This window comes from Pradoshia sp. Z3_51 (genome assembly GCF_058215915.1).
In genome coordinates, this window is the sequence record NZ_JBZAJC010000008.1 from 1 (window position 1) to 26,819 (window position 26,819).

Here is a 26,819-nt window from a genome sequence, read left to right on the forward strand (position 1 = left end):
ATTTATATTATAATATACCATAAAAAGAAAATAATTCCTTTTTGTACCTAAAAGCAACAATCTATACGAAAAGAGCCAAAAATAAAAATATCAATCACTTCGCCTACAACAATCTCATTCGACAAATTCCACTTTTTCCCTGCACAATTTCTTTTTCAAAAGCAAGAAAAAGACGGCAATCATTAGTTTGCCGTCTCTTCAGCCCATATTTGATTTATTTTAGATCATCTACTCTCCACAATCCAACCTATCCAATTCTTCATAAAGATCTTCACGTACCTCTTCTGCTTCTTTCTTTTTTACATATAGTAGTTGAAGTGCTTCTACCGCTGTCTCCTTCTCCATATCACGAATGATTTCTGATAAGCGATGTTCCACTTTATCAATTTTTTTCTCCAGTGATTCGTAAGTCTCATTCGAAATTACATGGTGTACAAGCTTCACATTACTCTGACTCTGAGTCACCAATTGACTTGCTTGCTTTACTTGTAACATATCTGCAAGCATATGCTCTCTCGCCCAAGAGTAATTTCCTAAATAAACCTGTAATATTCGATTTTGTAGCCAATATGTTTTTTGAAATAGCTTATTCAGCAAGTATCGATCATGGCTGACCACAATAATGGTCCCCGAAAATTCACTTAATGCTTCTTCCAGCACTTCTCTCGAATCAATATCCAAATGATTCGTTGGTTCATCCAGTATCAATAAATTAATATCCTGGTACATTAGCTGAGCGAGTCGTAATCTCATACGCTCACCCCCGCTTAATTTTTCTACCTTTTGAAAGACTTGAAAACCATAGAAAAGGAACCGGGCCAGAATATGACGGGCTTCCCCTTCTGTAACATGGACCTCTTGGCGGAAGGCCTCCAAAACGGTCATGTCTTTTCCTTCTTGAAATAGCTGTTGAGACAAGTATCCAATCTTCACATTGCTGCCCAGTTTGACCTCTCCAACGTCAGGTGTAAACTCATTCAGAACCAGTTTAAGAATGGTTGATTTCCCGGTGCCGTTAGCACCAACAATCGCAATTCGTTCACCGTATTGAACAAGCAGGTTCATATTCTCAAACAGTGTTTGCGTACCAAATCGCTTCGTAATTCCATGAAGCTGCAGGACATCTTTACCGCTTCGCTCAGATTGGTCGAAGTCTAGGTCCATTTTACGTCTTTCTAAAATGGGCCGTTTAATTTTCTCCATTCTCTCTAAGGCACGTTCCATATTGCGGGCACGTTTATGCAATCCTTCACTCGGTGGATTCGCCTGATTGGCCCATTCCCGCAATCGTTTTATCGCTTCCTTCATTTTTTTGATTTTCTTCTGCTGTTCCTTATATTGATTAAATTCTTCCAAAAGCCGCTTTTCTTTTGCTTGCACGAATTCAGAGTAGTTTCCTTCGTATACGAATACCTCTCCATCGTCCAAATCTAAAATCCTCTTAACTGTTCGATCCAGGAAAAATCGATCATGCGAGACAATCAGAACTGTCCCATCATAGTCTTCGAGGAATCCTTCAAGCCATTCAACTGCACCAATATCCAGGTGATTGGTTGGTTCATCCAACAATAGGAGATCTGGCTTTTGCAGAAGCAGCACTCCTAAACAAACTTTTGTTTTCTCACCTCCGCTTAAGGAAACAAAACGTTTATCGAGCATCAAATCGAGCATCAGCCCATTGGCTATCTTCATAATCGTGCTATCCATCTCATAGCCACCAAGCCGTTCAAACTGCTCCTGAACTTCTCCATACTGTTCTATACTGCGAGCCAATGAGCTATCATTGGTCTCAGTAGCCATACTATGTTCTAATTTATCCAGTCTCTCCTTCAGCTCAATCATATGGCCAAAAGCAGATTGCAAGCATTCATATACCGTGATGCCGTCAGTAAAGTCAGGGATTTGTGACAGCAAGCCTATTGCTGCACCCTTTTTAATGTGAATAGCCCCCTCATCAATTGTTTCGACGCCTGCTATCATTTTTAGAATTGTTGATTTCCCACAGCCATTCCGACCGACGAATCCAACTCGTTCTCCTTCCTTGATCTCAAACGTAATATTTTCAAATAGCTTTGTTCCGCCATAGTTTTTTTCAATTTGCTGTACACTGCATACAATCATGTGTATGAACCCCTCTCATGCTCATACCCTGTACATGAAAAAAAGCCATAGGAAAGTCGATATAAGACTTCCCCATGGCTTTTGAATTCCTATTTTATCAAGGGTATAGAGACTTATTATCGTTCTTTTTCATATGAAATTTCCTGAAAAGGGCAGACTACCCCCTTGGCGAAATTGCACATGAAAAATGGCACGGATCAATGACAAGTTTTCAAGCCATTGCAAACATACCTTCACAGAACGATTCATCTCTACACCTCCTTTAATGGAATAATTTAGTTATAATTATAAACTTTCAGTCAACTATTAACAACTGCTTTTTTCACTCTTCACAGATATCCTTCCATTCTACGAATGGTCCTTCTGTTCCACCCGATTCAAACGGATTTCTACTTGTTTGCCTACTAGCCATAAAAGGAAAATGACGATACCAACAATAATACTTTTTACTGGTTCGCGAATTAAAGACATAATGTCATGGCCAATATAACTAATAGTAAAGATCATGACCAATTTCCCTGCAAAGACAGCAAGCATATATTGTTTTGGACTAATGTCAGATAATCCGCAAACTATATTTACGATCGCGGAAGGAGTGAATGGGAAACAAAGCAAGATAAACAACGGGCCAAATCCATGATGATTGATCCAGAGCATCGCTTTTTGCACAGCCGAATGTCTATGTAAAAATGAAAGGGCTTTTTTCTTTCCATATTTTCTGGACAAATAAAACACAACCATCGCACCAGCGACAGCACCTGTCCAGGAGAGAAGAAATCCAATCCATAAGCCAAAAGCATTGGCATTAGCCGTCACAAAAACAAACAAAGGCAAAAAAGGAAGGAACGCTTCAACAAACGGGAGCAACAATCCCGGAATGGGACCTAAGTTTCTATAATCACTTATTAATTCGGCTAAATGCTCCAATGTTAGCCATTCTGTTAACCAATTAAGATCCATAGTCTCTCCTCACAAACAAATAACAAATTCAGTCCATACTATATAAATATCCCCATATACATTAGATTGAAACAATCCTTACCCCTATTATATCAGATTGCTGTAAGGAGAGAATTAGTTAGAAAATAAACTTGTCAAAAATGTGAAAAGCGATTATTCTATATAGGAACATACGTTCGTTTTTTTTACAGACATTGAAAGGACGCGATTTACATGACCCGCATCCCTACAGAAGAGCGCAATATAATGGAAAAAGCGATCTATCTACCCATGGTCCTCACCGTACTTGCCCGAGACCTTCAAGTGGTAAAAGCATCGCCCCTTAAATTAAAACAACCATACATATTATTAATTGATGAAACCATGAAACAGGTCCAAGCAGAATTGAAGCAAGCAAGCCACTATATGAGGACACATCAACTCAAAGTGGAAGAAACAAAAAGAGACGAATCATTCACCTCCTTTTTATTTCTGTATAAAGGCTATGAGGAATACCATAATTATTTCAATCCCCGTATTCGAAATAAAGTACAGGAATTACTGGAGTATTATTTTTTGAAGCAGTGGACTGACCAACTGAAAAATTAACAGCAATAAGTTTCATCGACCTTCCTTATAACTATTTGATGAATGCATTAAACCATGCTTTGCTTGGAAATCCGAATTCCTATCATTAACTTGCATGGCGTTATATAAATAATGTGTCTTTCGCTCCGTCTCTGCTAAGGTTTGAAGCAGCTTCGACTTCAGCATTGCAGTTCTGAGCATCTGGTTTTCAATGATACTATATGAAACTGGAACAACGATAGATTGCTTATTATGAAAATTAATTTGGGTTTTAGTCGCGTCAATCTTAACTCTGGATACAATGTGTTCATAAGAAAGCCAAATACATGATTCTTTTGCAGGAGATGTAGTAGGAAAAAAGAATAATCGATTAGCCGGTTCTAACGATATCGGCACTTTATGCGAGATACCGAGGAGCTTTTTCGTCGACTGGCACCTCCCAGGATAATCAGCCCCAAAATAATCACAGCTGGATTTTACTACTTCCGATGGCCTAAAAGGTACTAAAATTTCTTCATCAAATTCAATCACTTTAGAATACGTTTTCGATCCGTATTCTACTGGAACAACAGCAAATGTAAATGGACTTATTTCGTAATCCTCTCTCCTGGTAATCACGTTCTTTTCCATAGCTTCCTCCTTATAAATCCTGCAATTAAACTACAATTTCAATATAACATAATATTTTAAAATAATTGGTTTATTCACCAAAATTTCAATTTTAACCCAGAACCCCCATGATTGTTACGGTTAATTCATTTTATATTCTGGGTATATGATAAATAACTATTTCAAACTACCAAAGTAAATTTTCTGAATAATTTAAATATTTAGTTGATTTTTCTTTTCATCTGACTTATAATAAAAAAAAGCAACGGGGGGATATCCATGAATCACGAAAAAGCAAATACAGATATCGTAAAAGCTGTTGATGTGACTGTTGACCAGGGGACCATGGAAGATCTACTGATGGATATGATGATTTACGAAGCTCAACTAACCCATGCACATAGGAAACTGAAAGAAGAAATCGATCATGCCTTGGACAATAAGGACAAAGAAGCATTTATGAAACTTTCCGCCGAGCTAATTGAATTGGAGAAAAACTTTGGGAATTAATTCAAACAACTTGTAACGAATAAATACGGTGTATAAACAAAATCACAGAGCGAGGATCATTTAATCCCGCCCTGTGATTTTCTTGTTTTCACTCTTTAATCACGGTATTTCCCTAAATAAAATGAAAACGTTGACAGTATTTAATCAAATACTTTGAAAATGTTAGGGTCGAATCCAAACGTTCCTTGTTTGAACTATATAAAGTCTCCTTATCAGTTGTGCGAGCAAGAACAGCTTCATTAATAATCTGATGATACTCTTTTGGCATATGGCTTAAACCATATCTCCCTGCCCCTGTCTTGGAAATGATATCGTCTTCCGCTAACGTATAGTATTGACAAAGCAGCCCAAGAACTGTCCATTCTATTTCCTCCCGTATATCGTGAGCAGGCATGTTCAGCAATTCATCGAATGAGGATTCCAACCACTGAACTCGATCGCCCCAGTATGTATTCATATTCGCGAATACATAGGATTGTAATTGTTTCGAGCGGAATTCCAGTTCAAAATCCGAGGAAGCAGGCCCAAGAACAGTAATTCCTTTTTTAGCAAAAAGTGTCCATGTCACAGGATTGAAATTAAAATAGGGGCCAAAGCTTAAATTTCCGCTATTATAATAAAAATGATTTTGATGATTATTGTTCACTTTCCCTAAGTCTCCCCAAGTAATATAGACACCGTCCATCTCTGGAGTCTTATATTTTTGAGCGATCATTCTATGAATCTTTGAGAGAATACCAGCTTCATCTTCTGTGAAATGCCGACTTGTGACAGAAATAAAATCGATATCACTTTTACCTTTTTCAAAGGCATCCAGTGCAATGGAGCCATGTAAATACAAGCCCTCCAACTCATTTGGCAGATATTCATTGAATAATCCTTCGTATTCATTCAAAATAGTTTCTACGATTTTTGGTATTTTCAACATACCTATCCCTCTATTACTATAGTTAGTATAATTCTATTGTCATAAACACACTGTTCGGGTTCTCTTTGTAATCTGCAAACGGCTTACAATATTGAAATCCAACACTCTCTAAAGCCTTTGGGCTGGTTTAAAGGCAGCCATTGATCCGGTTTCCAGACTTAGTTTCTTATAGTTACGTTCCTTCGCTATATTGATAATGTCCTCTAGCAGCTTTCTAGCTACCCCTTTTCTTAAATGATTCAGTGAAGTTTTCATCGATTTAATCTCTCCATGAGTCATATCAAGTTCTTTCAGGGCCCCACAGCCAACTAACTCCTCATTCTCCCAGACACTCCAAACCGTGATATTTGTTTTTTTCAACTCTTCCAGATTTAAAGCATGTATACTCTCAGGTGGAGAATGCTCGGCCATACTGTAAAGATGGCTACTAATTAAAGCAGCCACTTCAGTTCCTCTTAAATCATCCAATTTAATCTTCATTCAATCATCCCTCACCTTTGACGCCCCCAAAAGAATATACAAATCTTTAATTTATGTCTCCTAAATAGACGGGAACCTTATCACCTTTGTGATAGTTGATTACCTGTTTTCTCATTGCTTGAGGATAGAGTCTGTATGCTAATAAATCACTTAACGGCAGCCATTCTACTCCGATTTGTCCCTCATCAGGATTTAGTCCATTTTGAATCACTGTATTCCTTCCTTTAATCGTACATAAAAACATATATTCAATTTGATGGGTTTCCATATCAAAAGCAGCATGTTCATGATTTTGTCCGATATATTCACGAATCAGGATTAAATCACTAATTTCAACCTCCTGTCCTATTTCTTCTATACATTCTCTTATTAACGCTTGATGAAAGGTTTCTCCATGCTCTTGCCCGCCACCAGGCAATATATAATAGACACCTTCCTGATCTTCTTTTTTTATCGCAAGTAATTGATCATCCTGAATAATAATGGCTTTAGCAGAATTTCGAATCGGCATCATCGTTCATCCCTTTATCTATGTATTTTAAATTACAAAAAGAGCTGAAAATCCAGCTCATATGGTTATTGATTTGGAATTGAGTCAGCGTTCATATATCGTTCACTGATGATACTGCGATGATGTAATTCATGCCCGGCAATGATAACAGCCAGAGCCCGAACCGTTATATCGCAATCATTAGCTGTGCCTCGGCGCAGCCACTCTTCACTGCGGAGACTTTTTAATAATATAATCGTTGACTGACGGACGATAGAAAAGTTTTGTAGGAGCTCTTCTACTGTTTGTTTTGTAAAGGATGCTTGCTGAACATATTCTTCTTCATTAAAACCTGGCAAGTTTCTGCGTTCTCCTCGCGCGATTGCAAGAAGCCTGTATGCCATGATTCTCTCTGTATCAATCATATGCCCAATAACTTCCTTGATACTCCATTTTCCTTCGGCATAACGGAATTCCGCCTGAGTATCAGTTGTTTTTTCCAGATTGGCAATCGTCTGTTTTATTTGTTCGGATAAAATTTGGATCAAATCACCTTCCGGAACTAATTCTACATATGGTTGATAATAAGGAGCATATTCATTTTGTTTTAATTGTTTTCGCATATTCCCTCTCCTTTTATGTATTTCCTCTATTTATTCCACCTTCATTGCTTAAATTCCTTTATTGCACGATAGCAAAAACAGAGCCACTCCGTCTAACGAAGGGCTCTTCATTTTATTCATTATAACTTTTTATTTTTTATACTTCTCTGCCATTTCAATCCGTTCAAGCATGGTTGGATGACTGTTCCGGAATATTTTAATCAGTAAAGGCGGATTCACTTGGCTTAGCCCCTTTTCAGAAAGTTTCTGAAAGGAGGAAATAGCTGCTTCAGGATTATCGGTCATGTTTAATGCATAGGTGTCTGCTCTTGTTTCCTGCACACGGGATACATAATTTGTAACGGGACTTGCTGCGAACAACAGAATGGACGTAATCAGTAAAAAGAGCGGCAATGACCGAACATCACTCATGGATTCTAAGTGATACAATTCCCCTCTGTTCCGTATGGCTCTTTTCATCCATTTATCTGTCAGCCATAAACCAACCAACATGAGAACCAAATACCCGGCAATACCGAGGTATATATGTTTTTCCACATAATGAGCCATTTCATGAGCCATGATAAATAAAATCTCATCATCCTCTAGGCTGTTCAATGTGGTGTCCCAGAGTACAATTCTGGAATTTGAGCCAACCCCTGTTACATAAGCATTTAAAGAATTGGTTTTCTCTGACATATTTACTTCATACACATGCTCAGCCGGAATATTGGCTTTTGCTGCCAAATCAAGGATTTGTTCTTCCAATACTTTATCTTTCAGTGGGTAAAAATCATTGTAAAGCGGATCGATGACAACCGGCTGAATAAACATGACGAATATCGTGAATGGAATGCATAAAAGCCAGCTATACAGCCACCAGCGAGCGGGACTTTTCCGAATGAGCCAATACAAGACAAGAACAACAATTAATGTCATTCCTAGATCCACCCAAAACTCAATAAAATTATCCTTCATCCAGGAGGAGAAAACCTGAGAGGATATGCCATAGGCAAGCGATATTTTATATCGAATGTATGAAAGCGGCAGGAAGACAATAAATAAAAGGAGTGAAAGCCAAAAGACATAGGCGCTAATTTGAACGGAATGTCTTTTCCAGGATTGCTTCCCCCATTTCTCTAGCCCTTTGGACAATCCAGATATCAGAACAATCGCATAGAATAGCCACTCAAGCGGTGTACTGATAAAAAAGAAAAAGTTTCGTATTTTAGAATACGTTTCACTCTTTTCTAACAATTCCTTATTCATAAACGTAGAGGGATCTGCATTGGTTCCCCTCATCGATTCAGGAATAGCTGTATTGGCACCATGAAAAAGATAAACATATATCGCCAATGCATAAATTAGAAATAGGCCTAATATGATTAAAATCCATTTTCTCCGCAAATATACCCCTCCTCAAACATTCCATCTATATAGTTTACCGGCATTTGTACAAGTTAGAACCTTAATTCATTCTTTCTCCATACGACACAAAATAGACACTCATTTCTCACAAGTTTCCAACAACTTTACCATAACCACTATCTATATAATGGTAAAATAGGGGAGGAATAACAAACAGAGGGGAACTGTTAAACGATATGAAAAAGTTATATATAGGTTTTACTATCTTATTAATTTTAAGTATCGGTGCTGGTATATACTACTTCACTGGTTATAGGCAGTCACAAATGGAGTTTCCTAATGAAGTTACAATGGAATCCACTACCGGTACGGATTATTCATTCAAGGAAATTCCACAAAAAATACGCCTATTGGAATTTATGTATACAAACTGTCCTGATGTCTGTCCAAATACAACCTATCAAATGGTCGATATACGCGATCGGCTTGTGAAAGACGGTCTGTTTGGCGATAAAGTCGAATTCCTGACAGTCACAATTGATCCAGCTCGGGATACACTCCCGATTATGAAAGAGTACGGTGAGACCTTTAAAACAACTGCTGCAGACGGATGGTATGTATTGCGTGGAGATGCAGAGGATACAAGAAAGCTCGCAGATGCATTCCGTTTCCAATATAAAGACCCCGGTTCAGGATTCCTAATCCACACAAATGCCACTTATCTTATTAATGAAAAAAACCGTGTCATTGAAGTATTTGGAATGGGAGAAAAGGATTTTGACCGAGAAGAAGTTTACAAGAAAATTGTTAAGAATGCTGAAAAGATGTAGCTGATTCCAGAAGATTTGTATATAAAGGTGTAGGCAAAAAAAGACAGCTCTTTTAATTATCAAACCAATCAACCTTCTCCATCCACTCTAAGAGTATAAGAAAAGACTGTCCATTGACAGTCTTGTTCTTATGCGGAAATACTATCCCTCGCACAATTAGAGAAACCTAAATTTCCATGAGAGAAGCTTCAGCTTTGCAGCCTGCATAATCAGCTCCAAGAAAATCTAGTAATTCCTGATTTCGGTCATGAAATTGTTCTAACCCTTTATTATGTGATTTCCACATAATCTCTGTGTTTTTTTCAAAACTCTTAAGTTCAAACGGCGGTCGATAAACGAATGCTTTCCCTTCTTGCTCCAGCTTTTCTATCAAATCCATGGTTTGATTATAATGATGTGCACGGTTCTCCATGGCTTGAACCAGTTGCGGATATTTCTTACGCAATAGTTTCACTGCCCATTTTGTCTGACTGTCGAGCTTCTTCCTGTAGCCCGGCGGCCTGGTCAAGATGATGACATGCTTTTCATAGCCATCTGCTATCGCCTTTTGGATTGGTACCGAATCAGCTAATCCTCCATCATAATAAGGAACATTATTTATTTTAATTTCAGGAAACAGGACTGGAATAGCACATGTGGCCCGCAAAATTGTAGCCCCTTTGTCCATTGTTTTACCATCCATGTATTCTACCTGTCCGGTATAGGCATTTGTCACGCCAAACAAAACTTGACCTTGATAGTTTTGATATGTCTCCCAATCAAAGAAATCCAACTGATTAGGAACCGTATCATAGGCAAACGTCAGCCCAAACAGACTTCGCTCCGTTAGAAAATTGCGCACTCCGACATAGCGCTTATCATTCCGGTAAGTAGATATAAAGCGAATCGTCCTGTTTTTTTGCTCAGAAATATAGGAACAAGCACTAATAGCACCCGCAGAGATTCCCAATATGTAAGGAAACATCATCTCTTTCTCTAAAAAACCGTCTAAGACACCCGCTGTATATACCATGCGGAATGTTCCGCCCTCTAAGATCAAGCTCGTATTTTTTATATTGATAGGAATCATCAAAAAGTCTCCTTTATTCATGCTCATTATAGATGTTTATAGATGTTGTTTAAGCCATAAGCCTCTCTTCATCCACAATCAATTGTAACGTATCAAAACTTCTATAACGCTGGTTAATCTATACTATTTTTCCTAGTAAAAAGGAGCTGTCCCGAAAGCCAGGGAAGTATGGCTAATAAGAGGACAGCTCTTACATTCTATTTAAATGGTAGGATAGTAATAAACTTATTCTTCCACTACAATCCGGTCACATAACACCATAATACAAGGACGTTGTTGATATATCTATTGATACCACTAAATAAGTTGAACAACTAATCCTCAACAAGGAAGTTATGCTATGACCCTTTACATTTATTATAAGGCAAATAATATATATTTTTCTAACTGTAATGACTGCCAAAGTGGTGACTGAAAAAAATACTATTTCAATCTTAGTAAATACAAAATTATAAATCAGGAAGTACATCCCCATTTTTATTTTAGTATTTCCATATTATCCAAAACAATATATAATGTTATAAATCCATAATAAGGAAAAAGCGATGAAGAGAAGAGTAAGCGCGCTTAAGCATAACAGAGAACTCCAGTAGCTGAGAATGGAGGATGTAATAGCCCGCCGAACCAAGTCTCGGAGCTTCGTATAGGATATTTCATCTGATATTGATTATGCGTCGGTTTCTCCCGTTAAAGAGATAGAGTATAACCAGGCCTTGTCCTGCGTACTCGAAAAGATTTCTGTGGCGACACAGGAATAAACTGGGGTGGCACCGCGAACTACTAAATTCCAAAAGTCTCGTCCCCAAGGTTGTTAACCTTGGAGGTGAGACTTTTTTATTGGCCTAAAAATCAATGTCTGGGAGTGGATTAAATGAAGTGGAAATACCCCCTTTTACTCTTACTTGGAATTGGAGTATCGAATGTTGGTGCATGGATTTATTTGATTGCATTAAATTTAATTATTTTGGATAAGACAGAATCACCCTTAGCCGTTTCTATCCTATATATCCTATTGCCTATTGCATCCTTATGTACAAATTTCTGGTCTGGGACTTTAATTGATCGGTTCAATAAAAGAAAGCTCATGATTTATCTAGATATTATAAGAGCCATTTTTATTTTTATCTTACCGTTTTTAGATTCACTTCCATTTATTTACTTCATTGTATTTATCATCAATATTGCCAGGTCTATTTTTGAACCAACCTCAATGGTCTACATGACAAAATTAATTCCAAAAACAAATCGACAACGATTTAATGCCATGCGAAATTTTATTAATTCCTGTGGTTTTATACTAGGGCCTTCCATAGCTGGCTTCCTTTTTATCATTGGTTCTCCTAATTTAGCAATCCAAATAAATTCTTTCGCTTTGTTCTTTTCAGTAATCATTATTTTGTTTCTTCCAAATGTAGAATTTGGGAGTGAAGATCGTATATATGAAAAAATTAAACCTTCATTAATGGTGAATGATTGGAGAATCATCCTTCAATTCAATAAAACAAATAAACATATAACATTAATATATATTCTGTTTAGCGGAATTTCTGTATGTATGTCTGCCTTAGATTCATTAGAGGCTGCATTTGCAACCAAAGTTCTCTTTTTATCCGAAAGTACCTATGGATTTCTTGTTAGTATTGCCGGTGCAGGAATCATTGGGGGTTCACTAGTAAATACAATCTTTGCGAATCAATTGAAAATAAATGTACTAATGGGACTTGGAGCGTTCTTCACTCCGATTGGTTATCTAATCTTTGCCTTTTCAAACGATTTTATATGGGCTTCAATAGGATTTTTCGTTTTAACATTTTCTTTATCATTTGCAAATACAGGCTTTTTAACCTTCTACCAAAACAATGTGCCTGTAGATATTATGGGCAGATTCTCCAGTGTCTTAGGGATGCTAGAGGCAGTTTTAATCATCATATGTACAGCCTTAATTGGATTATCTGCCGAACTATTTGATATTCGCCCTGTTTATATCATGGGTTCCTTTATTTTTTTCCTGTTGGGGCTGGTCATTAATTTTGTTATATCTGATCATTCGAAAAGAAGTTATTATATTCAAGTATAAAAAACAATAATAATACAGGTACTTTCTAGAAAAGAGAAAGTACCTGTTTTTTGTATTATTTAATAATCTATCATAATCCTTCAATTCGATCCAACCATTCATTTATTAGAACGTTAAAAATTTCGGGCTGTTCAATTTGTAAATTATGGCCTGCTTTATCCAAAATAGCGAAAGTTGCTCTAGGATACTTTTTAATTAATTCGAGTGCGTCCTGATAGCCAACAGACGAATCTTGTCTGCTCAGCAGGAAAACGCTTGGCTTAATAAAATTTGTTTGGTCAATCTCGAAGGAAAATCCATATTGGTCTATGTACGCCATCAAAAATTTTTCATCACCTAGTTTACTGCCGCTTACAATCTCTCGTTTATACCTCAACCATGTGTATTCATCAAGTATGACATTATTTTTGCTGAAATTCTCTACATCTTCCGTTGTTAATGTGGCTAAAAATTCTTCATCCGTCTTAAATATTTGATGTTTCTCCACTCTTCTGTTTTCTAAATAGGGGAAGATAACCGGACAGATAAAAGCAGCACCTAATAAACTATCATATTGATTTTGAATAACTCCTCTTGCTATATATCCCCCATAGGACTCACCTGCAATGATATATTCTTGGTCAGGCAGGATGGCTTGAATAAAATCTTGAACGGTATTCAGCATATCATCAGCATTTGTAATGTCATCATAGTTTTTCGTCAAACCCATGCCAGGAAGGTCAAAATAAATACGGCGATACCCATTTCTATCAGTAAATATGGGTTCCATACACCCTTTCATTAATCGATGATCGAGGGAATACCCGTGTAACATTAAAATGGGTTTACCTTCACCTATGTCTTCATAATATATTTCTGCCTGGCAGACTTTGCAATATGGCATCCTATTAACCTCATTTCTAAGCAGTAAATCCTACATTCAATATTCTCTATAATTCGTTCCATGGCCTTCTTGCCCAGTTTATAGAATTAGAAAAAAAGAGCTGGTCACATCATATGAAGCGGACTGCTCGGAGTATCACTCTCACCTATACATATCAATCAGTAAGACTAAAGCCCATAATATGATCCGTATAAAGTGCATAGGATTCTAATTCAATGATGTTATCAGGTGCTGAAAATGGAATTATTTTTACATTTCTAAGCAATATCATTCCAGATAAATTGGTAGTATTGCCTTCATTAATAATGCTGTGTATATCATCTTCTGCTTCAAGGATTGATTGTTCCAATAAAGACATCTCACCCATAATAGGTTCTTTTGTATTGATTTTGTCGGCAATGATTAAACAATGAGAAGTCGTTATTTGGATTTTTTTATTTTCTTCTTTATGTAGCTCATCTAAGGTTGCTTGAGTTAATAATAAAGTTATTTTTTTCATATCATGTACCGTATTCAACTCATGACCTGTGACAGTGAAACGCATCATATTTCCCCCTTTATCACGAGCATACTCTTCCAAAAAGTCACTCTAAACAAGTAAATTCTCTATTAGGTTTAAGAAATCCTTCTTCAGCTAACTGTTTCTCCACCACATAAGAGGTTCAACAGAAAAAAGCGTTAATCCTTTTGAATCAACGCAACATTTGGTTCATTATACATATTCAAAGTCAAAGCACCAGTAATGTAAAATATCTCTTTTTATTTACCGTTTTTACCCCGTAAATTCAGTAAGGTAAATAAAACTATTTAGAACTCCATCCACCATCAATGATTAATTCTTCACCAGTAACAAATTTGGATTCATCAGAGGCTAAATATAAATAACCGTTAGCAATATCAATCGCTTCACCTGCGAATGGTGGTAATGGTATTGTACCTTCAAATGCTTTCCCCAATACTTCTCGGGATGTCACACCATGACGCTCGGCAGCACCTGTTAAAATGGCTCCTGGATAAATAGAATTTACTCGGATATTATCTTTAGCAAAGTTGATAGCTGCATGTTTTGATAGGGCACGGACACCACCTTTTGCTGCAGCATACGCAGCTGCACCATTGTCAGCGCTTCCAATAATCGCTGCTAAAGATACACAATTGACGATTGATCCACCGCTATTTTCTTGCATATAAGGAATAACGGATTGCATTCCTAGGAACACGGAGGTTAAATTTAAGTTAATAGTACGATTCCATCCATCTAATGTTTCTTCCAAAAGTGTTTTATGAAACGATACACCGGCATTATTAATTAAAATATCAATTTTACCAAATGCCTCTTTTGTTTGTTCCATTACAGTTTTCCAATCTTCATCAGAAGTGACATCTAAACGAGCACATAGTATATCGCCTTCTATTACAGCAGTTACTTCTTCTAACTTATCAAATGCGATATCTGTTGCTACAACCTTTGCGCCTTCACTTATGAATAATTGAACTGCAGCTAACCCCATACCTGACGCAGCACCCGTGATAATTGCTACTTTATTATCTAAACGTCCCATCAAAATCCCTCCATTCGATTAAATGTGATTTTTTATCACATTTAAAACTTAACAATCCATCCATTTAAGGTCAATCATTTTATCTTTAATTTCAAACAATTCATTGCTAAAATAGTAACAGATTGGACGTGAATGTATGGAAGACCTCTTACAATTAAGCTACTTAGGTAAAACGAACTTCATCGTTGCCATTAAGTCCTTAGCAATACTTGCAAACGAAAAAAAGCTTGTAACTAGCAGCACTTTAACTGAAAAACTAAATGTTGAATCGAGCTTTATTAGGAAGGTATTAGCTAAATTAATGCAGGAAAAAATGGTTGAAGGTTTTGAAGGGCGCTACGGTGGTTATAAGCTGGTTGTTAATCCCGAAAAGACAACTCTTTATGATGTGTATGTTGCCATTGTGAAAGACGCACATCCGACTAAAATGGATAAAGAAATCGATGAAATGGACAAAAATATTTTAGATATTCTACTAGAAGCACAACATAAAATAAAAGATGTCTTGAGCCAATATTCTATTAATGATCTTGCAAATAGTTCTTTAAAAAAGAATCTTTTTTGATTTTACCTTTATATTTTACAATAAAACACCTCTACACTATCAAATTAAGGCCGTTTAGTATTGCCATATCTTTTAATCAAAAAAAGCATGCTTCTTGATACAGAAACATGCTTTTTACTATTATTCTACATCTAAAATTAAGGACTCAATATCTACATCATTTTCGATCATATTATTCTCTTTCATGAATTTCACTGTTTTTTCCATACTCTCGATATCTGATGGTTTGATTTCCATATTGAAGTCATACATTTCATACATTTCTTTTACACCATCTAGAGGTAGTTCGGTTTCCTTTGCTGTAATTTCCATGACTTCCTCATAATTTTCATCGATATATTGCAGTGTCTCTTCTTGTACTTGTAAAAATTTCTTTACTAAGCCAGGATTCTTCGAGTAGAAATCTTCACTAGTTGCAACTACAATTGTTCCATCGACCAGCCCTTCACCATTTGTAACCACCTGGTACCCATCTTGAATCATATTATATGCGGTAGGGCCAGCTAGTAACGCAAAGTCGACTTCCTCTGCTACTAACGCTGCTTGTGCAGAAGGTATATCCATTTGAACAAATTCAATATCCTTTTCTGTTAAGCCTTCAGTTGCTAAATAATTGATAAGCAGTTCATGTAAAATTGTTCCCTTTGGACCAGCAACTTTTTTCCCTGCTAGATCTTCAGGTGATTTAATATCTTTCAGGTTTGTAAATAACATGAAAGCCTCAGGAGAACGGCTATACATGCTCATAATTTTGATATCCGCTCCATTCGATGCAGATAAAATGACAGATGTGGCACCGACTGCATTCAGGAATTGGATATCACCTGAAGCCAAAGCCTGAGTTTGTTCAGGGCCGGTTGTTAAATTGGAATAGCCGAATTCAATCCCTTCTTCCGCAAAAGAATTGGCCAACAATCCTTTTTCCTTTTCTACAATAGAAGGAATATTTAAAGGAGATTGCACATAAGTTGTCTGCACCTTATCAACAGTATACGTGTTCTCCTCGTTATTTTTTGTACTGTTCTTATCAGAATCGGTATCTTTTCCACAAGCAACGATAACTGATATGCTCAGTAAAGCAAGTAAAGATAATAACCATTTTTTCATTTTATGTCCCACTCTCACGCTAGTTTTTCTATGATGTTTTTCTTTATTTCTATTAGAGAAGGCGATAATACATCTCTTGGATATTCATATTGCTCTAAGTTAAATTGAGCATGAATCCTTCCTTCATTAACTACAAAGATATTTTGTCCTATTGCTATGGCTTCTTCGATACTATGGGTAACAAAGATTATACTTTTCTTTTTTAGTTGGTTAATTCTTATTAATTCTTTCTGCATTGCCTCACGTGTGAAATAATCGAGTGCAGCAAATGGTTCATCCATTAAGATAATGGATGGGTCATAGGCTAATGCTCTTGCTAATGCGACTCTTTGTTGCATGCCTCCGGATAATTGGTGTGGATAGGCTTTTTCAAACTTTTTTAATCCTATCAAATTCATTAACTCTTCTATTTCCACATCATTAATCTTTTGTTTTTCTAAACCGAATGTAATGTTCTTAGATACGGGTAACCATGGCATCAAACGGGGTTCTTGAAATACAAAGCTAATTTTTTCATTGCTATTAATGGACACTTCTCCTGCATCGTATTGCTCCAGATTGGCTAATATGCGCAGGAGTGTCGTCTTCCCACATCCGCTTTTTCCGAGAATGACACTGATGCTATTCTGAGGGAATTCGACATTAACATTTTTTAAAACATCATGCTTTTTTCCATCTACCATAAAACTTTTATAAAGTTGATTTATTTTAATCCCAGCTATTGTCTATACCTCCAATACGAGTGAATTTCTTGCTAAAGAACGAGAAAGTTTTATCGCAGATGACTCCCAGGAGGCCGATCACCAGAATTCCCACAATCACTTTATCAGAGCGAGACATCGTCTGCGCATCCAATATGAAGTACCCCAAACCGCTTGCAGCGGCAATCATTTCAGCACCAATAATAGCTCTCCAGCTATATCCCAGGCCAACCTTCATTCCTAAAAGAATATCTGGGACAGCAGACGGAAGAATTATTTTCAGAAAACGTTGCCTTGGATTTAATCCTAAAACTTTTCCGACCTCCAAAAGCTTATAATCACAAGAACCAAAGCCCTTTTTTATATTTAAAAACATTGGAAAAAAGGAAGCTAAAATGATTATGATTGTTTTGGATTCTTCTCCGATACCAACCCATAAAATTAGCAAGGGAATCAGGCTAAGTGGAGGTACATTTCTGAAGAACTCCACAATATGATTGTAATAAGGAGAAAGGGCAGGCTTTAAACCAGCAATGATGCCTAGAAAAAAGGCGAATACAAAGGCAATCGAAAAGCCGACTAGTACTCTATATAAACTTGCAAAGATATGAATAAATAATTCTCCGTTTTGTACCATTGATACAAAGGTATTCCATACTTGCATTGGACTAGGCAGAATATAGGCACTCCAAACTTCGAAATAGCTGCATAAATACCATGCGATTAAAATACAAGCAATCGGTATCAATCTTTTTATAAGATTATTCATTTGTTATCCTAACTCCATCTCCATTATGGCAGCCACCTTGGCAATATAACATTTCTATTAATTGTTTTTCTTGCTTAGGAGTACTCTGGAAAAAGCAATCAATATCATCCTTCGATGCAAGGCTGACTACATTAGGGATATTATCAAAAAAGCCTGGTGGAATCGGACTGTTTTCAGTTGGTTTACTATTAAGCTTGATTTGGTGATCTCTGCAAAATTCAGTCCATGTTTGAAATATCGTATTTTTCAATGCCAAGCTAGTTCCTAGGTCTTTTAAATCTGTACAAGGAGTGATGATATATAGTTCTGCATCATCATCTTTATATCTATTAGCCAGTTCTTCAGCACAATGAATTAAGATTGGTTGGATAGTAGCGTACTCCTGGCCAATTTGATCATAATGAGTTTTTACATAGGAAATTGCTTTAGGACATCTATTATCACAAAGGAGCTGATTACATCCTTCGTATCGCTCTTTGTATTTATTTTTCACAGTCATCAAGTGATTTTCCTCACAAGTAACAACCTGAAAATCTAAGCATTCTAAGGTAGAATATAATTCTTCCTGTTCATACATTTTTAAAACAACAGGATTTAGCCAAATATATTTTTTCACTTCCTTCTCCTTTCTAATTAGAAGTGATAAAGATTAACAAAATTATTTCTGAATAATATTATCATAAATGATAATGGTTATCAATGAAGTTCATATTCATTTATATCATTGCCAAAGAAAGTAAAATCTGTTAAACCTTAAAATATCTACTGTCCTTACAGTTAGCTTTAATTTATCATCACCAAATTTAAAATAGATATATAAATTAAGGACATAACCTATTAGGATAATAGATTATGTCCTTTGTTATTTCTAGAAAGACTTCATTTGTTTAAATACTTTTATCCATAAAAACTTATTATTTCGCTAATAGAGAATCTGTCCCATTAGCCTCCATAATTACTACTCAGTAGCAGTCTTGGTCTTCAACTTTTAACTGCTTCAACCATTTTCTAACTCGTTATATTGTTGTGCTGAACTAGATGGGACAAATACGATTGGATATTTTCCGCGTAATTGTTTCTTCACTTCCTGGAACAGCCGCAATCCTTTTTCATTGTGCCATTCCTCTAGCTTTACTCCATTTTCCTTTAATAGGTCGGTTTCTAACTCAATCCAATTGCCATATTCCGATATCCATTCCAATAGTTCTTCCTGTAATTTATCTGATATAGGGAAATTATCTATCTCCAAATTTACTCCACAATCATTACACCAAATTGGGTCACTCATAAAATCAGCTTCAAATTTATATGAAGTATGGTTGCAATTTCTATTTTGTTTCCAAATCATTAGTTAATCCCCATTTCAACTTTATAAATGAAGCTTGCAAATATACAATACTATGATTATATCTGTTATATACATATTATTACAAAACATCCCCTTTTTGCTGCATAAAAAATAGAGCTGTTCACAGCTCTGGATAGTATTGTAATATCCCGTTTTTTAAATTTGTATGAATTAAATGATCATCTGTTTCCTACTTAGTTTAAAAAATCCTTTTTATATTGAACAGCTAGAAATATTCCTGAAGCAATGAATGCAAGAGAATATTTAAATAAGAAGAAAATTTGCCACATATATTCTTTCGGGAAAATTACGTCACATAAAATTACTACGCTTAACATAATGAAGGTACTTTTTAAGTGTATTTGATTTATTCTTTCGTCAGCCTTACCTATTTTTCTATAAAATACGTACAACAGAATTACTCCGACTATAAGCAATAAAATACCGATGCCAATAAGCATATTCCAATTACCAGTTGATGCTTCCGCCCAAGTTTTTAATGGATAAAAAGTTGTATTTGATATTTCCTCACTTTTCATTTTGATCGCACCCTTTCACATAAGTAAAAATATGGTTAATATCTACGTTAAAGAACTCAGCAATTCGAAAAGCTAAAACAAGGGAAGGAGAGTAATTATTCTTCTCCATCACATATATGGTTTGTTTGGATACTCCCACAGCGTCAGCCAGCTCTTTTTGGGACAATCTTTTTAAAACTCGATGCTCATATACTTTATTTTCAACGTAATCCTCCATTTTTTCTTTCAAGGTCAACACCTTCCTTTTTTTACCATAAATATATAATAAACTACACTTTTATAAAAGTAAATTAAACTTATACAAAGGATAAATATTATTATGCAAATTAAAAAGGGTTAGAATCCTATCATCGATTCTCACCCTTTTTATATTTATAAAAAAACAGCCTAGAGATGTTCTTTCAACAATCAGGTTTATTACCCTTTAAACGAATAAGATGGACTTCCCTTTACATCCATTTTGATCCTGAAAAGTCCTCCTGATAATGGGTAATTCTTAAGTTGTTCTTCACTAAGTCCCGATTTTGCTGTAGTTATATATAATTCATTTAAATCTTTCCCTCCGAAAGTACAAGATGTAACATTTAGTGCTGGGACCTCTATGGAGCCTATCTGTTCACCTGTTTTAGGGTTCCACCTAGATACTTTTGAACCACCCCAATGGGCAATCCACAACATTCCTTCTTCATCTATAGTCATACCATCAGGCATTCCTTCTTCTTCTTTGAAACTGATAATTTCCACGGGATTTTCAATATCACCCGTAACAAGATTAAAATTAAAACAACTAACCTTTTTAGATAGAGTATCTATGTGATACATAAATTTATTATCAGGTGACCATGCCATGCCATTGGATAAGCCAATCTTACTCAGCTTCTTCTCTACTTTTCTATTTGTATCTAAGCAATAAAGGGAACCTTGTTCTTTAATATAAGATTTGTCCATTGTACCTGCCCAAAAGCGTCCATAAGCATCACATTTTCCATCATTAAACCGATTATTAATCAAGTGACTCTCCGGTTCATTTATCAGGGTTACTTTTTCCGTGGAGTAATTCAAAAAATAAAAACCATTTTCTAATGCCACTACTGCTTCGTCTATATTTCGAGGTACTATTGCCCCAATATATTGTTCTAACTGAATTCCGTGGTTTTCATTTGTATTTGGATTAAAGATGTATATCTTTTTTTCTAAAATATCAATCCAATATAACAATTGTCTTTGCCTATCCCAGCATGGACCTTCTCCCAGTGTCGCTTTTACATCTAGAACCAATTCTAAAACTCCTACCAAGCCAAACACCTCGTTTAGTATTATTTTCTCTATGTCCTTTATTCTATAACGATAAGAAGTAATCCTTCTTTCGCTAAACTGGCTCATTTTACTAACTAGAAATTGGCCCGGCAATAAAAATAGGCACGGATTTCATTCATTTAAAGATGAAATCTGCGCCTATTTTGGGTATCTCCTTCAGAGCTTGAAATTGAATGAATGAAATACTTCTCCAATAATTCCTTTCAGCTGGCGGACACCTATATCTGTGTTTGTCATGATGATTAATCCTGTTTCTTTATAATTCTTTAAAAGGTAAAAGTTGCTTGGACTTTCTGTAAGTAAATCAAAAGAAATGATAACCCCGCAAGGTTGTAAAGATTCTCCTTAATGTTCAGATCAGTAAGCACTCATACACCCCAGAGTTTTTTACAACTGTTTAGATAAAGTATCAAACTCAGTTGCTCTTTTCCTCTTTTCAATAATAATGGTTGCCCCAAGTAACGTAAGAGCAAAAATTACTAAAACGACCGGAAATAGATTCATTGTATAATTCTGAAACAGGATTCCTACTAACGGAGGTAAAATGGTTACCCCAACAGAGCCAAAAGCTACTTGAAGCCCAATAATTGCACTTGCACTCCTTTTCCCAAACCTTCTTGGAGTTTCATGTATCATGGTTGGAAAAATTGCCGCACATCCAAGACCAATTAATATGAATCCACCGTACAAAACGCTGCCTGTTCCAAAAGCAACCGTAATAATTCCTATGAGTAGTGCAATTTCGCTAAACAGTAACAATTTCTGATTAGATAGCCAAAACGTAATAAAACCAGAAATAAACCTTCCCATGGTTAAACTTGCAAAGAATACTGATATTATGAAACTAGCAGTAGCTACTGATAATGACTTCATTTCTATTAAATAACTACTTCCCCACAAAAATATTGTACCTTCTAAACCAACATAAAATACAAAAGATAATAGCGCAAAAACAACTCCCTTTTCTTTCAAAACCGAGCCATTGGACACGGGACTCTCTTCAGACTTTTCGGATCCCTTTTGTTGATTTGTCTTCCAGAGAGGAATAGATAGGAAGAGAATAATAGCTAATACAATTTGAATACCGCCAATAATAAAATAACCGTTTCTCCAGGAAAATTGATTATTTAAAACGACACCCATAATAACTGGGCCGAGAGTTGCTCCTACTCCCCAAAAAGCATGTAACCAATTCATATGATGTGCTTTGAAGTTAGCAGCCACGTAGTCATTTACAGAGGTGTCAATAGCGCCAGCTCCAAAACCTAAAGGTAATGCACAGACAATTAATAATAAGAAATTTTGTGTAAACGCAAACCCTATCAATCCAATCACAGTAAGCAATACACTACCTAGAACTAGTCTTCCCGTTCCGATTTTTTTATTAATTCGCATAGTCGACAAGCTAGAAATAACCGTACAAATTGCAATAGTCATTGAGATTAAGCCTGCCGCACTATGTGCTACATTAAATTCTCCCACCATCTCAGGCCAAGCTATCCCTAAAAGGGGATCGGGTAACCCTAAACTAATATAAGTGGCATAGATGATAAATATAAAAATTATCTTCCGCAAAAAGCAGTCCTCCATTATTCGCTTATGTATAAAGTTTTAGCACAGTGAGCGCCTGATTTAGTCTGGTATCAATATAGCGTGTCTCACCATTGTTCTCTATCTTTAATCAGAACCTGATAGTAGTTAACTACATATCGTTAAAATAATATATCTTCATTTATTAACCTATGCACTAAATTCATGTTGAATCAACAATACACATTGTTCATCTTTTTAATAATCACAGGAATTTCAGATAAATCATCCACAATAAAATCTGCATCGGCTTCAGACCAAAAAAGAAAATTAGCAATAGTACACAAAAACATCTTTTCCATTTAATAGTAGTTCTTTTTCTATTCGCATACCAATCTTTTGAGCAACTTTTTGAGAGGCAGTGTTGTCTTTTTGAATAAGGGCAATCATTTTTTCAAGCTTCAGCTTATTCTTCCCATATTCCATTACCCCTCTGGCTGCTTCAGTTGCAAATCCCCTACCCCAATATTCCTGTGAAATCCAGTAACCAATTTCAATCTCTTTTTTTCCATCTATCAATTGGGGTACCAATCCTGCATGACCTATTCTGTTGTTGCTTTCTTTTTCTAAAATGAGCTTCAATCCATAATTAGGATTAATGGCATATGTATCAATAATCCAATTCAAAAATTTTTGAATTCCTTCTTGATCTCTTATTTGTCCGTTTCCTATATATCGCACAATATTAGGATTCGTTAAAAGTGATTCAAGAAAATCTAAATCATGATTATTATATGATCTCAGCAATAAACGGTCTGATAGTGTTTCCATCATAAACTCCTCTTCAATTGTAACTTATGGGAACATTGCGGTTCCTTTTCGTTCATTTCAAAAAAATTATCAATCTCTCTTAGATTCATACCAAGCAAGTTTAACAAATACTTTCATTTCTAAATTCACATTGAAATCGTTCCACACCCGGATATTTTTCTCCTAAACTTGTTATCATGAAGCCATATTTACGATAAAAATCCACCCCATCCTTATCCGTTTCAGCAGAGATAAGACAGAATTGATTGGACAGGAAATTTATCATTTTGCTGCCAATCCCTTTTTCTCTTTGTTCCGGAAATACAGCAATATGTGAAATGACACATTCTTTTGGACTAATCATTTCAAATCCTATGCACCCAACATATTTCCCATTGCATTCTAAACCAAATAATTTTCGATTTGGAGATTTTAATTATTTATTGTATTCCTCGTCAATCCTAAATTCTGATGTCGCATAGGAAAGAAGATTCCGTATTAATGGATGGATTTTTTCGGTATTAATTTCTTTCATATCATTATCCTTCAAATGTGTGATGATTAAATAATTCTTCAATTACACGCAATATCCTTCTTGTATTAACCTGGACCATTAGATATATAAATCACATAAAAATCCTTCCTGCAAACAAACAAAAAGACACTAACTCAACACACTCCTAAGTGTTGAATTAGTGTCTCTAGCCATCTATTTGAACCTATATTAACCTCAAGCAACAAAATTGAATCATTCAGCCTTAAACTTCATATTATTACTATTTGTTTACATATTGTAGAAAGTATGAAGTGACATAATTTCCCAAATAATATATAATTAAATTATGGAGGTGAATATAATCAGAAAATATATTATTTTTATAGGTACCTTTTTAATCATTGGAATTATTAACTTTGCATTAACCTCATCGCTTGATGCTTCTTTCTTTGATTACAGTGTGTTTGTTGGCTTCTTTTCTACAATAATTATTTATTTTTTTACTTCAACTGGCGGCTACACAAGTCGCAGTCTTGATGTTCAAATTCAAGGCAGTACTGGCCTACGACCAGAAGGAACTCAAAGTAAGTTTAATCCTTCCTATGTTTTCTTTGGCTCTCTTGCATACTTTTTAACCTCACTTATTGTAACGATTTTCATTTATTTATAATTCTATTGTATATTTGTATCTCTTTACCTAATACAATCTATTCTTAGCGTTTATGAGATTCATATACACCGTTGTCTTGAGGAGAATATAAATATGAGTTTTCTTGACACTATGGATCCTTTTTTATTGCAGCTAGTTATTGTCCCAACCATTGTGATTGGATTAGGCGTATTAGTCTCAGCCATAACCAATAAAATTTTTATTGGCCCGCTAGTGACTTTAATAGCCAACCTGATCTTTGAAGTTTGGCATTCTAAATACTATTATCAATATCCTGATATTTCATTTTCAGAATGGAACATATTTCCTAGCATTTCCTTGTTCCTATCAGCAATTATTGTAGCTTATATTAGAACCAAAAATTAAAGATCCTATCAAATCCATTATTAATAAGAGAAATCTTTTGTCCAAATAAAAAGCATTAATCCATATGGACTAATGCTCTCTAAGAAAATCAAATTTTCCCACTATTACCTTCAGTCAATTGTTAATTAAATTTCTCTTTATTAAAGCTGCGATTTGTTTATCATTTTGATCTGGATTGTTTTCCAAATGTTTAATAATTAACTCTTGTCTCTCCACAGGATGATTTTGACTCAGCTTAGCCTGTGCCTCTATTTTAGAAATCTTAATCTTAAAGGCAACAAGCTCTCTGATCATACCTTCAACCGTACTGGAATCTAAGTCTAGATAATGGTATGAGCTATCTGCCTTTTCATACTTATTAACCAGGCTATTTAAGGTATGATGGATGACATTCTTTTCACTCACAATCTCCATTTTTCCATATACATGAATAGATACATAATCCCAAGTAGGTACTGCCTTAGTCGTTTTATAATAAGTAGGAGAAATATAACAATGAGGGCCATGGAAAACAGCAAGGACCTGCTGGTTTCCTACTTCTTCCCACTGTTTGTTTGCACGTGCCATATGGCCATATAAAGCAAATTGATCTCTATCTAATAATAGGGGTAAATGCGTAGCATATGGTTCGCCGTTATGCTGTGAAAAAAGAGTAGCGAAGCTGTATTCTTCAATAAAATCATAAATGGTTTCCTCGTCATCGATAGTAAAGCACTCAGGCATGAACATTGTGATATTCCTCCTTAAGTTCGTCTAAGAAAAGAACAAAGAAGAGTTAAAAAGATATGATTCAAAATATGTAAAAATATTAAAATTCAAAAGCTGAATCTTTTGCCGTCAATATCATATCCGTACTTATAGTGTTGAAATAGGAATCAATCAATTGCTTCAATTCATTCATGGCTTGATTAGCACGTTCAGCTTGTTCTTTGTTAATGGATTCAATGAATAAGACAGCATCCGTTGTGTCATCAGTTAGCATCGTTCTTTGAGCTTCTCTCCAGTTTAAGCATCTGCAAATAGCTCCGTCCTGATCATAATAGATGATTTCCTCCGGTAAAGCAGGGGAATCTTGATCAGCACCAAGTGGCAAGAATGGTTCTCCTCCTTTTGCTTTCCCAAGACGTAAGTCCCCAGTGATACAATTTAAATCTTCTCCGCCACAGGGAACAGCATATTTTAGAGAAACACTATTATAGATGTCCACCAAAGGATTAATTGGTGTAAACTCTCTACCTTGATTGGCTCTCTTTAGCAATGCTTCAATCGATGAACGAGTACCCTTTTTCGTTTTAAATTTGCCAAATGCTTTACGCCATTCATCAACAACTTGATTTTGGCTAAATGTATCTTCTGTCAGAAACTGAGTAGCCTCCTTAGCCGCTCTGTTAAGTAGTTCAGAGAAATCATCATGGTTTTCTTCCGAACCTCGATTATTAATATTTCTAACAATTAACATATTAATTTGAGCATCCGGGAAAACATCCCAAAATTCAGTATCGACAATAAATTTCACCATCACACAACACTCCACTTCATCGTTTT

At 35.7% G+C, this 26,819-nt stretch carries 32 protein-coding genes, 2 pseudogenes and 1 other annotated feature; of the genes and pseudogenes, 7 read left to right on the forward strand and 27 right to left on the reverse strand.

Annotated elements, in window-relative coordinates:
* Nucleotides 1–228 precede the first annotated feature (228 nt).
* The 3 genes from abc-f to AC4BHA_RS14100 all read right to left on the reverse strand — a co-directional run bounded on the left by abc-f (nt 229) and on the right by AC4BHA_RS14100 (nt 3,081).
* Nucleotides 229–2,121 carry a ribosomal protection-like ABC-F family protein gene (gene abc-f, locus AC4BHA_RS14090; protein ID WP_066101673.1) on the reverse strand — a complete coding sequence of 631 codons (1,893 nt, stop codon included), beginning with the start codon at nt 2,119–2,121 and terminating at the stop codon, nt 229–231.
* A 129-nt stretch (nt 2,122–2,250) separates the two neighbouring features.
* Nucleotides 2,251–2,370, reverse strand: a complete 120-nt coding sequence (locus AC4BHA_RS14095) for an RAxF-45 family protein (RefSeq protein WP_368072416.1) — start codon at nt 2,368–2,370, stop codon at nt 2,251–2,253.
* Nucleotides 2,371–2,469: 99 nt separating this feature from the next.
* The gene (locus tag AC4BHA_RS14100) at nt 2,470–3,081 is read right to left on the reverse strand and encodes a TVP38/TMEM64 family protein (RefSeq protein WP_066101678.1); all 612 of its coding nucleotides are present in this window, start codon (nt 3,079–3,081) and stop codon (nt 2,470–2,472) included.
* Between the two features lie 213 nt (nt 3,082–3,294).
* Here AC4BHA_RS14100 and AC4BHA_RS14105 point away from each other — a divergent pair, with 213 nt between their 5' ends.
* Entirely contained in the window at nt 3,295–3,669 is a 375-nt protein-coding gene (locus AC4BHA_RS14105) for a YhjD family protein (protein WP_066101681.1), read from the forward strand.
* Between the two features lie 12 nt (nt 3,670–3,681).
* On the opposite strand, the gene AC4BHA_RS14110 is transcribed toward AC4BHA_RS14105, so the two are convergent.
* Nucleotides 3,682–4,278 carry a competence protein ComK gene (locus tag AC4BHA_RS14110; RefSeq protein WP_066101684.1) on the reverse strand — a complete coding sequence of 199 codons (597 nt, stop codon included), beginning with the start codon at nt 4,276–4,278 and terminating at the stop codon, nt 3,682–3,684.
* Between the two features lie 258 nt (nt 4,279–4,536).
* Here AC4BHA_RS14110 and AC4BHA_RS14115 point away from each other — a divergent pair, with 258 nt between their 5' ends.
* A complete protein-coding gene (locus tag AC4BHA_RS14115) occupies nt 4,537–4,767 on the forward strand; it encodes an IDEAL domain-containing protein (RefSeq protein ID WP_066101689.1) in 231 nt (76 codons plus the stop codon).
* A gap of 112 nt (nt 4,768–4,879) precedes the next feature.
* On the opposite strand, the gene AC4BHA_RS14120 is transcribed toward AC4BHA_RS14115, so the two are convergent.
* From AC4BHA_RS14120 to AC4BHA_RS14140, 5 genes and pseudogenes are all read right to left on the reverse strand, one after another.
* Nucleotides 4,880–5,695 carry an aminoglycoside adenylyltransferase domain-containing protein gene (locus tag AC4BHA_RS14120; RefSeq protein WP_140461140.1) on the reverse strand — a complete coding sequence of 272 codons (816 nt, stop codon included), beginning with the start codon at nt 5,693–5,695 and terminating at the stop codon, nt 4,880–4,882.
* 22 nt (nt 5,696–5,717) lie between these two features.
* Nucleotides 5,718–6,175, reverse strand: a pseudogene (locus tag AC4BHA_RS14125) (GNAT family N-acetyltransferase).
* Nucleotides 6,176–6,221: 46 nt separating this feature from the next.
* Nucleotides 6,222–6,689 (reverse strand): NUDIX domain-containing protein, encoded by a 468-nt coding sequence (locus tag AC4BHA_RS14130; protein WP_490558825.1) that lies wholly within the window; start codon nt 6,687–6,689, stop codon nt 6,222–6,224.
* A gap of 62 nt (nt 6,690–6,751) precedes the next feature.
* Nucleotides 6,752–7,288, reverse strand: coding sequence for a DinB family protein (locus AC4BHA_RS14135; RefSeq protein WP_066101702.1), 537 nt, complete (start codon nt 7,286–7,288; stop codon nt 6,752–6,754).
* Between the two features lie 129 nt (nt 7,289–7,417).
* Nucleotides 7,418–8,674: a M48 family metallopeptidase gene (locus tag AC4BHA_RS14140; protein ID WP_490558826.1), complete on the reverse strand. Its 1,257-nt coding sequence runs from the start codon at nt 8,672–8,674 to the stop codon at nt 7,418–7,420.
* A 197-nt stretch (nt 8,675–8,871) separates the two neighbouring features.
* On the opposite strand from AC4BHA_RS14140, the gene AC4BHA_RS14145 reads away from it, so the two are divergent.
* Nucleotides 8,872–9,465 carry an SCO family protein gene (locus AC4BHA_RS14145; protein ID WP_139891472.1) on the forward strand — a complete coding sequence of 198 codons (594 nt, stop codon included), beginning with the start codon at nt 8,872–8,874 and terminating at the stop codon, nt 9,463–9,465.
* 166 nt (nt 9,466–9,631) lie between these two features.
* Here AC4BHA_RS14145 and AC4BHA_RS14150 read toward each other — a convergent pair whose 3' ends face one another.
* Complete coding sequence (locus AC4BHA_RS14150) at nt 9,632–10,534, reverse strand: patatin-like phospholipase family protein (protein WP_139891473.1); 903 nt, start codon at nt 10,532–10,534, stop codon at nt 9,632–9,634.
* Nucleotides 10,535–11,070: 536 nt separating this feature from the next.
* Nucleotides 11,071–11,341 (forward strand) — a binding site (T-box leader).
* 64 nt (nt 11,342–11,405) lie between these two features.
* On the opposite strand from AC4BHA_RS14150, the gene AC4BHA_RS14155 reads away from it, so the two are divergent.
* Complete coding sequence (locus AC4BHA_RS14155; protein WP_490552047.1) at nt 11,406–12,611, forward strand: MFS transporter; 1,206 nt, start codon at nt 11,406–11,408, stop codon at nt 12,609–12,611.
* Nucleotides 12,612–12,681: 70 nt separating this feature from the next.
* Here the strand turns inward: AC4BHA_RS14155 and AC4BHA_RS14160 are convergent, their stop codons facing one another.
* The 3 genes from AC4BHA_RS14160 to AC4BHA_RS14170 all read right to left on the reverse strand — a co-directional run bounded on the left by AC4BHA_RS14160 (nt 12,682) and on the right by AC4BHA_RS14170 (nt 15,056).
* A complete protein-coding gene (locus tag AC4BHA_RS14160; RefSeq protein WP_066101718.1) occupies nt 12,682–13,494 on the reverse strand; it encodes an alpha/beta fold hydrolase in 813 nt (270 codons plus the stop codon).
* A gap of 154 nt (nt 13,495–13,648) precedes the next feature.
* The gene (locus AC4BHA_RS14165) at nt 13,649–14,074 is read right to left on the reverse strand and encodes a hypothetical protein (protein ID WP_139891475.1); all 426 of its coding nucleotides are present in this window, start codon (nt 14,072–14,074) and stop codon (nt 13,649–13,651) included.
* A 223-nt stretch (nt 14,075–14,297) separates the two neighbouring features.
* Nucleotides 14,298–15,056, reverse strand: coding sequence for an SDR family NAD(P)-dependent oxidoreductase (locus AC4BHA_RS14170; protein WP_066101722.1), 759 nt, complete (start codon nt 15,054–15,056; stop codon nt 14,298–14,300).
* Between the two features lie 136 nt (nt 15,057–15,192).
* Here AC4BHA_RS14170 and AC4BHA_RS14175 point away from each other — a divergent pair, with 136 nt between their 5' ends.
* Nucleotides 15,193–15,621: an RrF2 family transcriptional regulator gene (locus tag AC4BHA_RS14175; RefSeq protein ID WP_066101725.1), complete on the forward strand. Its 429-nt coding sequence runs from the start codon at nt 15,193–15,195 to the stop codon at nt 15,619–15,621.
* Between the two features lie 120 nt (nt 15,622–15,741).
* Here AC4BHA_RS14175 and AC4BHA_RS14180 read toward each other — a convergent pair whose 3' ends face one another.
* The 12 genes and pseudogenes from AC4BHA_RS14180 to AC4BHA_RS14235 all read right to left on the reverse strand — a co-directional run bounded on the left by AC4BHA_RS14180 (nt 15,742) and on the right by AC4BHA_RS14235 (nt 24,319).
* Nucleotides 15,742–16,728 (reverse strand): ABC transporter substrate-binding protein, encoded by a 987-nt coding sequence (locus AC4BHA_RS14180; RefSeq protein WP_139891476.1) that lies wholly within the window; start codon nt 16,726–16,728, stop codon nt 15,742–15,744.
* A 14-nt stretch (nt 16,729–16,742) separates the two neighbouring features.
* Nucleotides 16,743–17,411, reverse strand: a complete 669-nt coding sequence (locus AC4BHA_RS14185; RefSeq protein WP_490558827.1) for an ABC transporter ATP-binding protein — start codon at nt 17,409–17,411, stop codon at nt 16,743–16,745.
* 25 nt (nt 17,412–17,436) lie between these two features.
* Entirely contained in the window at nt 17,437–18,198 is a 762-nt protein-coding gene (locus tag AC4BHA_RS14190) for an ABC transporter permease (protein ID WP_148630851.1), read from the reverse strand.
* Nucleotides 18,191–18,814 (reverse strand): hypothetical protein, encoded by a 624-nt coding sequence (locus AC4BHA_RS14195; RefSeq protein ID WP_066101735.1) that lies wholly within the window; start codon nt 18,812–18,814, stop codon nt 18,191–18,193. The genes AC4BHA_RS14190 and AC4BHA_RS14195 overlap by 8 nt, the downstream gene beginning before the upstream one ends.
* Before the next feature lie 381 nt (nt 18,815–19,195).
* Entirely contained in the window at nt 19,196–19,546 is a 351-nt protein-coding gene (locus AC4BHA_RS14200) for an immunity protein CdiI family protein (protein ID WP_066101738.1), read from the reverse strand.
* A 194-nt stretch (nt 19,547–19,740) separates the two neighbouring features.
* Nucleotides 19,741–20,085, reverse strand: coding sequence for a DUF2178 domain-containing protein (locus AC4BHA_RS14205; RefSeq protein ID WP_490558828.1), 345 nt, complete (start codon nt 20,083–20,085; stop codon nt 19,741–19,743).
* Nucleotides 20,075–20,314 (reverse strand): helix-turn-helix transcriptional regulator, encoded by a 240-nt coding sequence (locus tag AC4BHA_RS14210; RefSeq protein WP_077247964.1) that lies wholly within the window; start codon nt 20,312–20,314, stop codon nt 20,075–20,077. The genes AC4BHA_RS14205 and AC4BHA_RS14210 overlap by 11 nt, the downstream gene beginning before the upstream one ends.
* A gap of 188 nt (nt 20,315–20,502) precedes the next feature.
* On the reverse strand, nt 20,503–21,381 hold the full coding sequence (locus AC4BHA_RS14215; protein WP_139891480.1) for an SMP-30/gluconolactonase/LRE family protein: 879 nt from the start codon (nt 21,379–21,381) through the stop codon (nt 20,503–20,505).
* A gap of 408 nt (nt 21,382–21,789) precedes the next feature.
* Nucleotides 21,790–22,977 (reverse strand): MFS transporter, encoded by a 1,188-nt coding sequence (locus tag AC4BHA_RS14220; RefSeq protein WP_225983657.1) that lies wholly within the window; start codon nt 22,975–22,977, stop codon nt 21,790–21,792.
* A gap of 285 nt (nt 22,978–23,262) precedes the next feature.
* Nucleotides 23,263–23,766 (reverse strand): GNAT family N-acetyltransferase, encoded by a 504-nt coding sequence (locus tag AC4BHA_RS14225; RefSeq protein ID WP_490558829.1) that lies wholly within the window; start codon nt 23,764–23,766, stop codon nt 23,263–23,265.
* A gap of 97 nt (nt 23,767–23,863) precedes the next feature.
* Nucleotides 23,864–24,160: pseudogene (locus AC4BHA_RS14230) on the reverse strand (GNAT family N-acetyltransferase); the annotation flags it as partial.
* Between the two features lie 18 nt (nt 24,161–24,178).
* The gene (locus AC4BHA_RS14235) at nt 24,179–24,319 is read right to left on the reverse strand and encodes a hypothetical protein (RefSeq protein ID WP_490558830.1); all 141 of its coding nucleotides are present in this window, start codon (nt 24,317–24,319) and stop codon (nt 24,179–24,181) included.
* Between the two features lie 271 nt (nt 24,320–24,590).
* On the opposite strand from AC4BHA_RS14235, the gene AC4BHA_RS14240 reads away from it, so the two are divergent.
* Complete coding sequence (locus AC4BHA_RS14240; protein WP_139063794.1) at nt 24,591–24,908, forward strand: hypothetical protein; 318 nt, start codon at nt 24,591–24,593, stop codon at nt 24,906–24,908.
* 93 nt (nt 24,909–25,001) lie between these two features.
* Nucleotides 25,002–25,274, forward strand: a complete 273-nt coding sequence (locus tag AC4BHA_RS14245; protein WP_490558831.1) for a DUF2651 family protein — start codon at nt 25,002–25,004, stop codon at nt 25,272–25,274.
* 114 nt (nt 25,275–25,388) lie between these two features.
* On the opposite strand, the gene AC4BHA_RS14250 is transcribed toward AC4BHA_RS14245, so the two are convergent.
* A complete protein-coding gene (locus AC4BHA_RS14250) occupies nt 25,389–26,003 on the reverse strand; it encodes an FMN-binding negative transcriptional regulator (protein WP_139891483.1) in 615 nt (204 codons plus the stop codon).
* A gap of 79 nt (nt 26,004–26,082) precedes the next feature.
* A complete protein-coding gene (locus tag AC4BHA_RS14255; protein WP_490558832.1) occupies nt 26,083–26,793 on the reverse strand; it encodes a B3/B4 domain-containing protein in 711 nt (236 codons plus the stop codon).
* Between the last annotated feature and the right edge of the window lie 26 nt (nt 26,794–26,819).

What these genes read in the sequence shown, in the direction of transcription:
- AC4BHA_RS14170 (WP_066101722.1), bottom strand. Translation starts at nt 15,056, where the DNA reads ATGGGACGTTTAGATAATAAAGTAGCAATTATCACGGGTGCTGCGTCA.
- AC4BHA_RS14095 (WP_368072416.1), bottom strand. Translation starts at nt 2,370, where the DNA reads ATGAATCGTTCTGTGAAGGTATGTTTGCAATGGCTTGAAAACTTGTCA.
- abc-f (WP_066101673.1), bottom strand. Translation starts at nt 2,121, where the DNA reads ATGATTGTATGCAGTGTACAGCAAATTGAAAAAAACTATGGCGGAACA.
- AC4BHA_RS14185 (WP_490558827.1), bottom strand. Translation starts at nt 17,411, where the DNA reads ATGGTAGATGGAAAAAAGCATGATGTTTTAAAAAATGTTAATGTCGAA.
- AC4BHA_RS14135 (WP_066101702.1), bottom strand. Translation starts at nt 7,288, where the DNA reads ATGCGAAAACAATTAAAACAAAATGAATATGCTCCTTATTATCAACCA.
- AC4BHA_RS14120 (WP_140461140.1), bottom strand. Translation starts at nt 5,695, where the DNA reads ATGTTGAAAATACCAAAAATCGTAGAAACTATTTTGAATGAATACGAA.
- AC4BHA_RS14250 (WP_139891483.1), bottom strand. Translation starts at nt 26,003, where the DNA reads ATGTTCATGCCTGAGTGCTTTACTATCGATGACGAGGAAACCATTTAT.
- AC4BHA_RS14145 (WP_139891472.1), top strand. Translation starts at nt 8,872, where the DNA reads ATGAAAAAGTTATATATAGGTTTTACTATCTTATTAATTTTAAGTATC.
- AC4BHA_RS14225 (WP_490558829.1), bottom strand. Translation starts at nt 23,766, where the DNA reads ATGATGGAAACACTATCAGACCGTTTATTGCTGAGATCATATAATAAT.
- AC4BHA_RS14200 (WP_066101738.1), bottom strand. Translation starts at nt 19,546, where the DNA reads ATGATTTGGAAACAAAATAGAAATTGCAACCATACTTCATATAAATTT.
- AC4BHA_RS14175 (WP_066101725.1), top strand. Translation starts at nt 15,193, where the DNA reads ATGGAAGACCTCTTACAATTAAGCTACTTAGGTAAAACGAACTTCATC.
- AC4BHA_RS14255 (WP_490558832.1), bottom strand. Translation starts at nt 26,793, where the DNA reads ATGGTGAAATTTATTGTCGATACTGAATTTTGGGATGTTTTCCCGGAT.
- AC4BHA_RS14205 (WP_490558828.1), bottom strand. Translation starts at nt 20,085, where the DNA reads ATGAAAAGTGAGGAAATATCAAATACAACTTTTTATCCATTAAAAACT.
- AC4BHA_RS14155 (WP_490552047.1), top strand. Translation starts at nt 11,406, where the DNA reads ATGAAGTGGAAATACCCCCTTTTACTCTTACTTGGAATTGGAGTATCG.
- AC4BHA_RS14130 (WP_490558825.1), bottom strand. Translation starts at nt 6,689, where the DNA reads ATGATGCCGATTCGAAATTCTGCTAAAGCCATTATTATTCAGGATGAT.
- AC4BHA_RS14150 (WP_139891473.1), bottom strand. Translation starts at nt 10,534, where the DNA reads ATGATTCCTATCAATATAAAAAATACGAGCTTGATCTTAGAGGGCGGA.
- AC4BHA_RS14115 (WP_066101689.1), top strand. Translation starts at nt 4,537, where the DNA reads ATGAATCACGAAAAAGCAAATACAGATATCGTAAAAGCTGTTGATGTG.
- AC4BHA_RS14190 (WP_148630851.1), bottom strand. Translation starts at nt 18,198, where the DNA reads ATGAATAATCTTATAAAAAGATTGATACCGATTGCTTGTATTTTAATC.
- AC4BHA_RS14100 (WP_066101678.1), bottom strand. Translation starts at nt 3,081, where the DNA reads ATGGATCTTAATTGGTTAACAGAATGGCTAACATTGGAGCATTTAGCC.
- AC4BHA_RS14110 (WP_066101684.1), bottom strand. Translation starts at nt 4,278, where the DNA reads ATGGAAAAGAACGTGATTACCAGGAGAGAGGATTACGAAATAAGTCCA.
- AC4BHA_RS14105 (WP_066101681.1), top strand. Translation starts at nt 3,295, where the DNA reads ATGACCCGCATCCCTACAGAAGAGCGCAATATAATGGAAAAAGCGATC.
- AC4BHA_RS14180 (WP_139891476.1), bottom strand. Translation starts at nt 16,728, where the DNA reads ATGAAAAAATGGTTATTATCTTTACTTGCTTTACTGAGCATATCAGTT.
- AC4BHA_RS14245 (WP_490558831.1), top strand. Translation starts at nt 25,002, where the DNA reads ATGAGTTTTCTTGACACTATGGATCCTTTTTTATTGCAGCTAGTTATT.
- AC4BHA_RS14160 (WP_066101718.1), bottom strand. Translation starts at nt 13,494, where the DNA reads ATGCCATATTGCAAAGTCTGCCAGGCAGAAATATATTATGAAGACATA.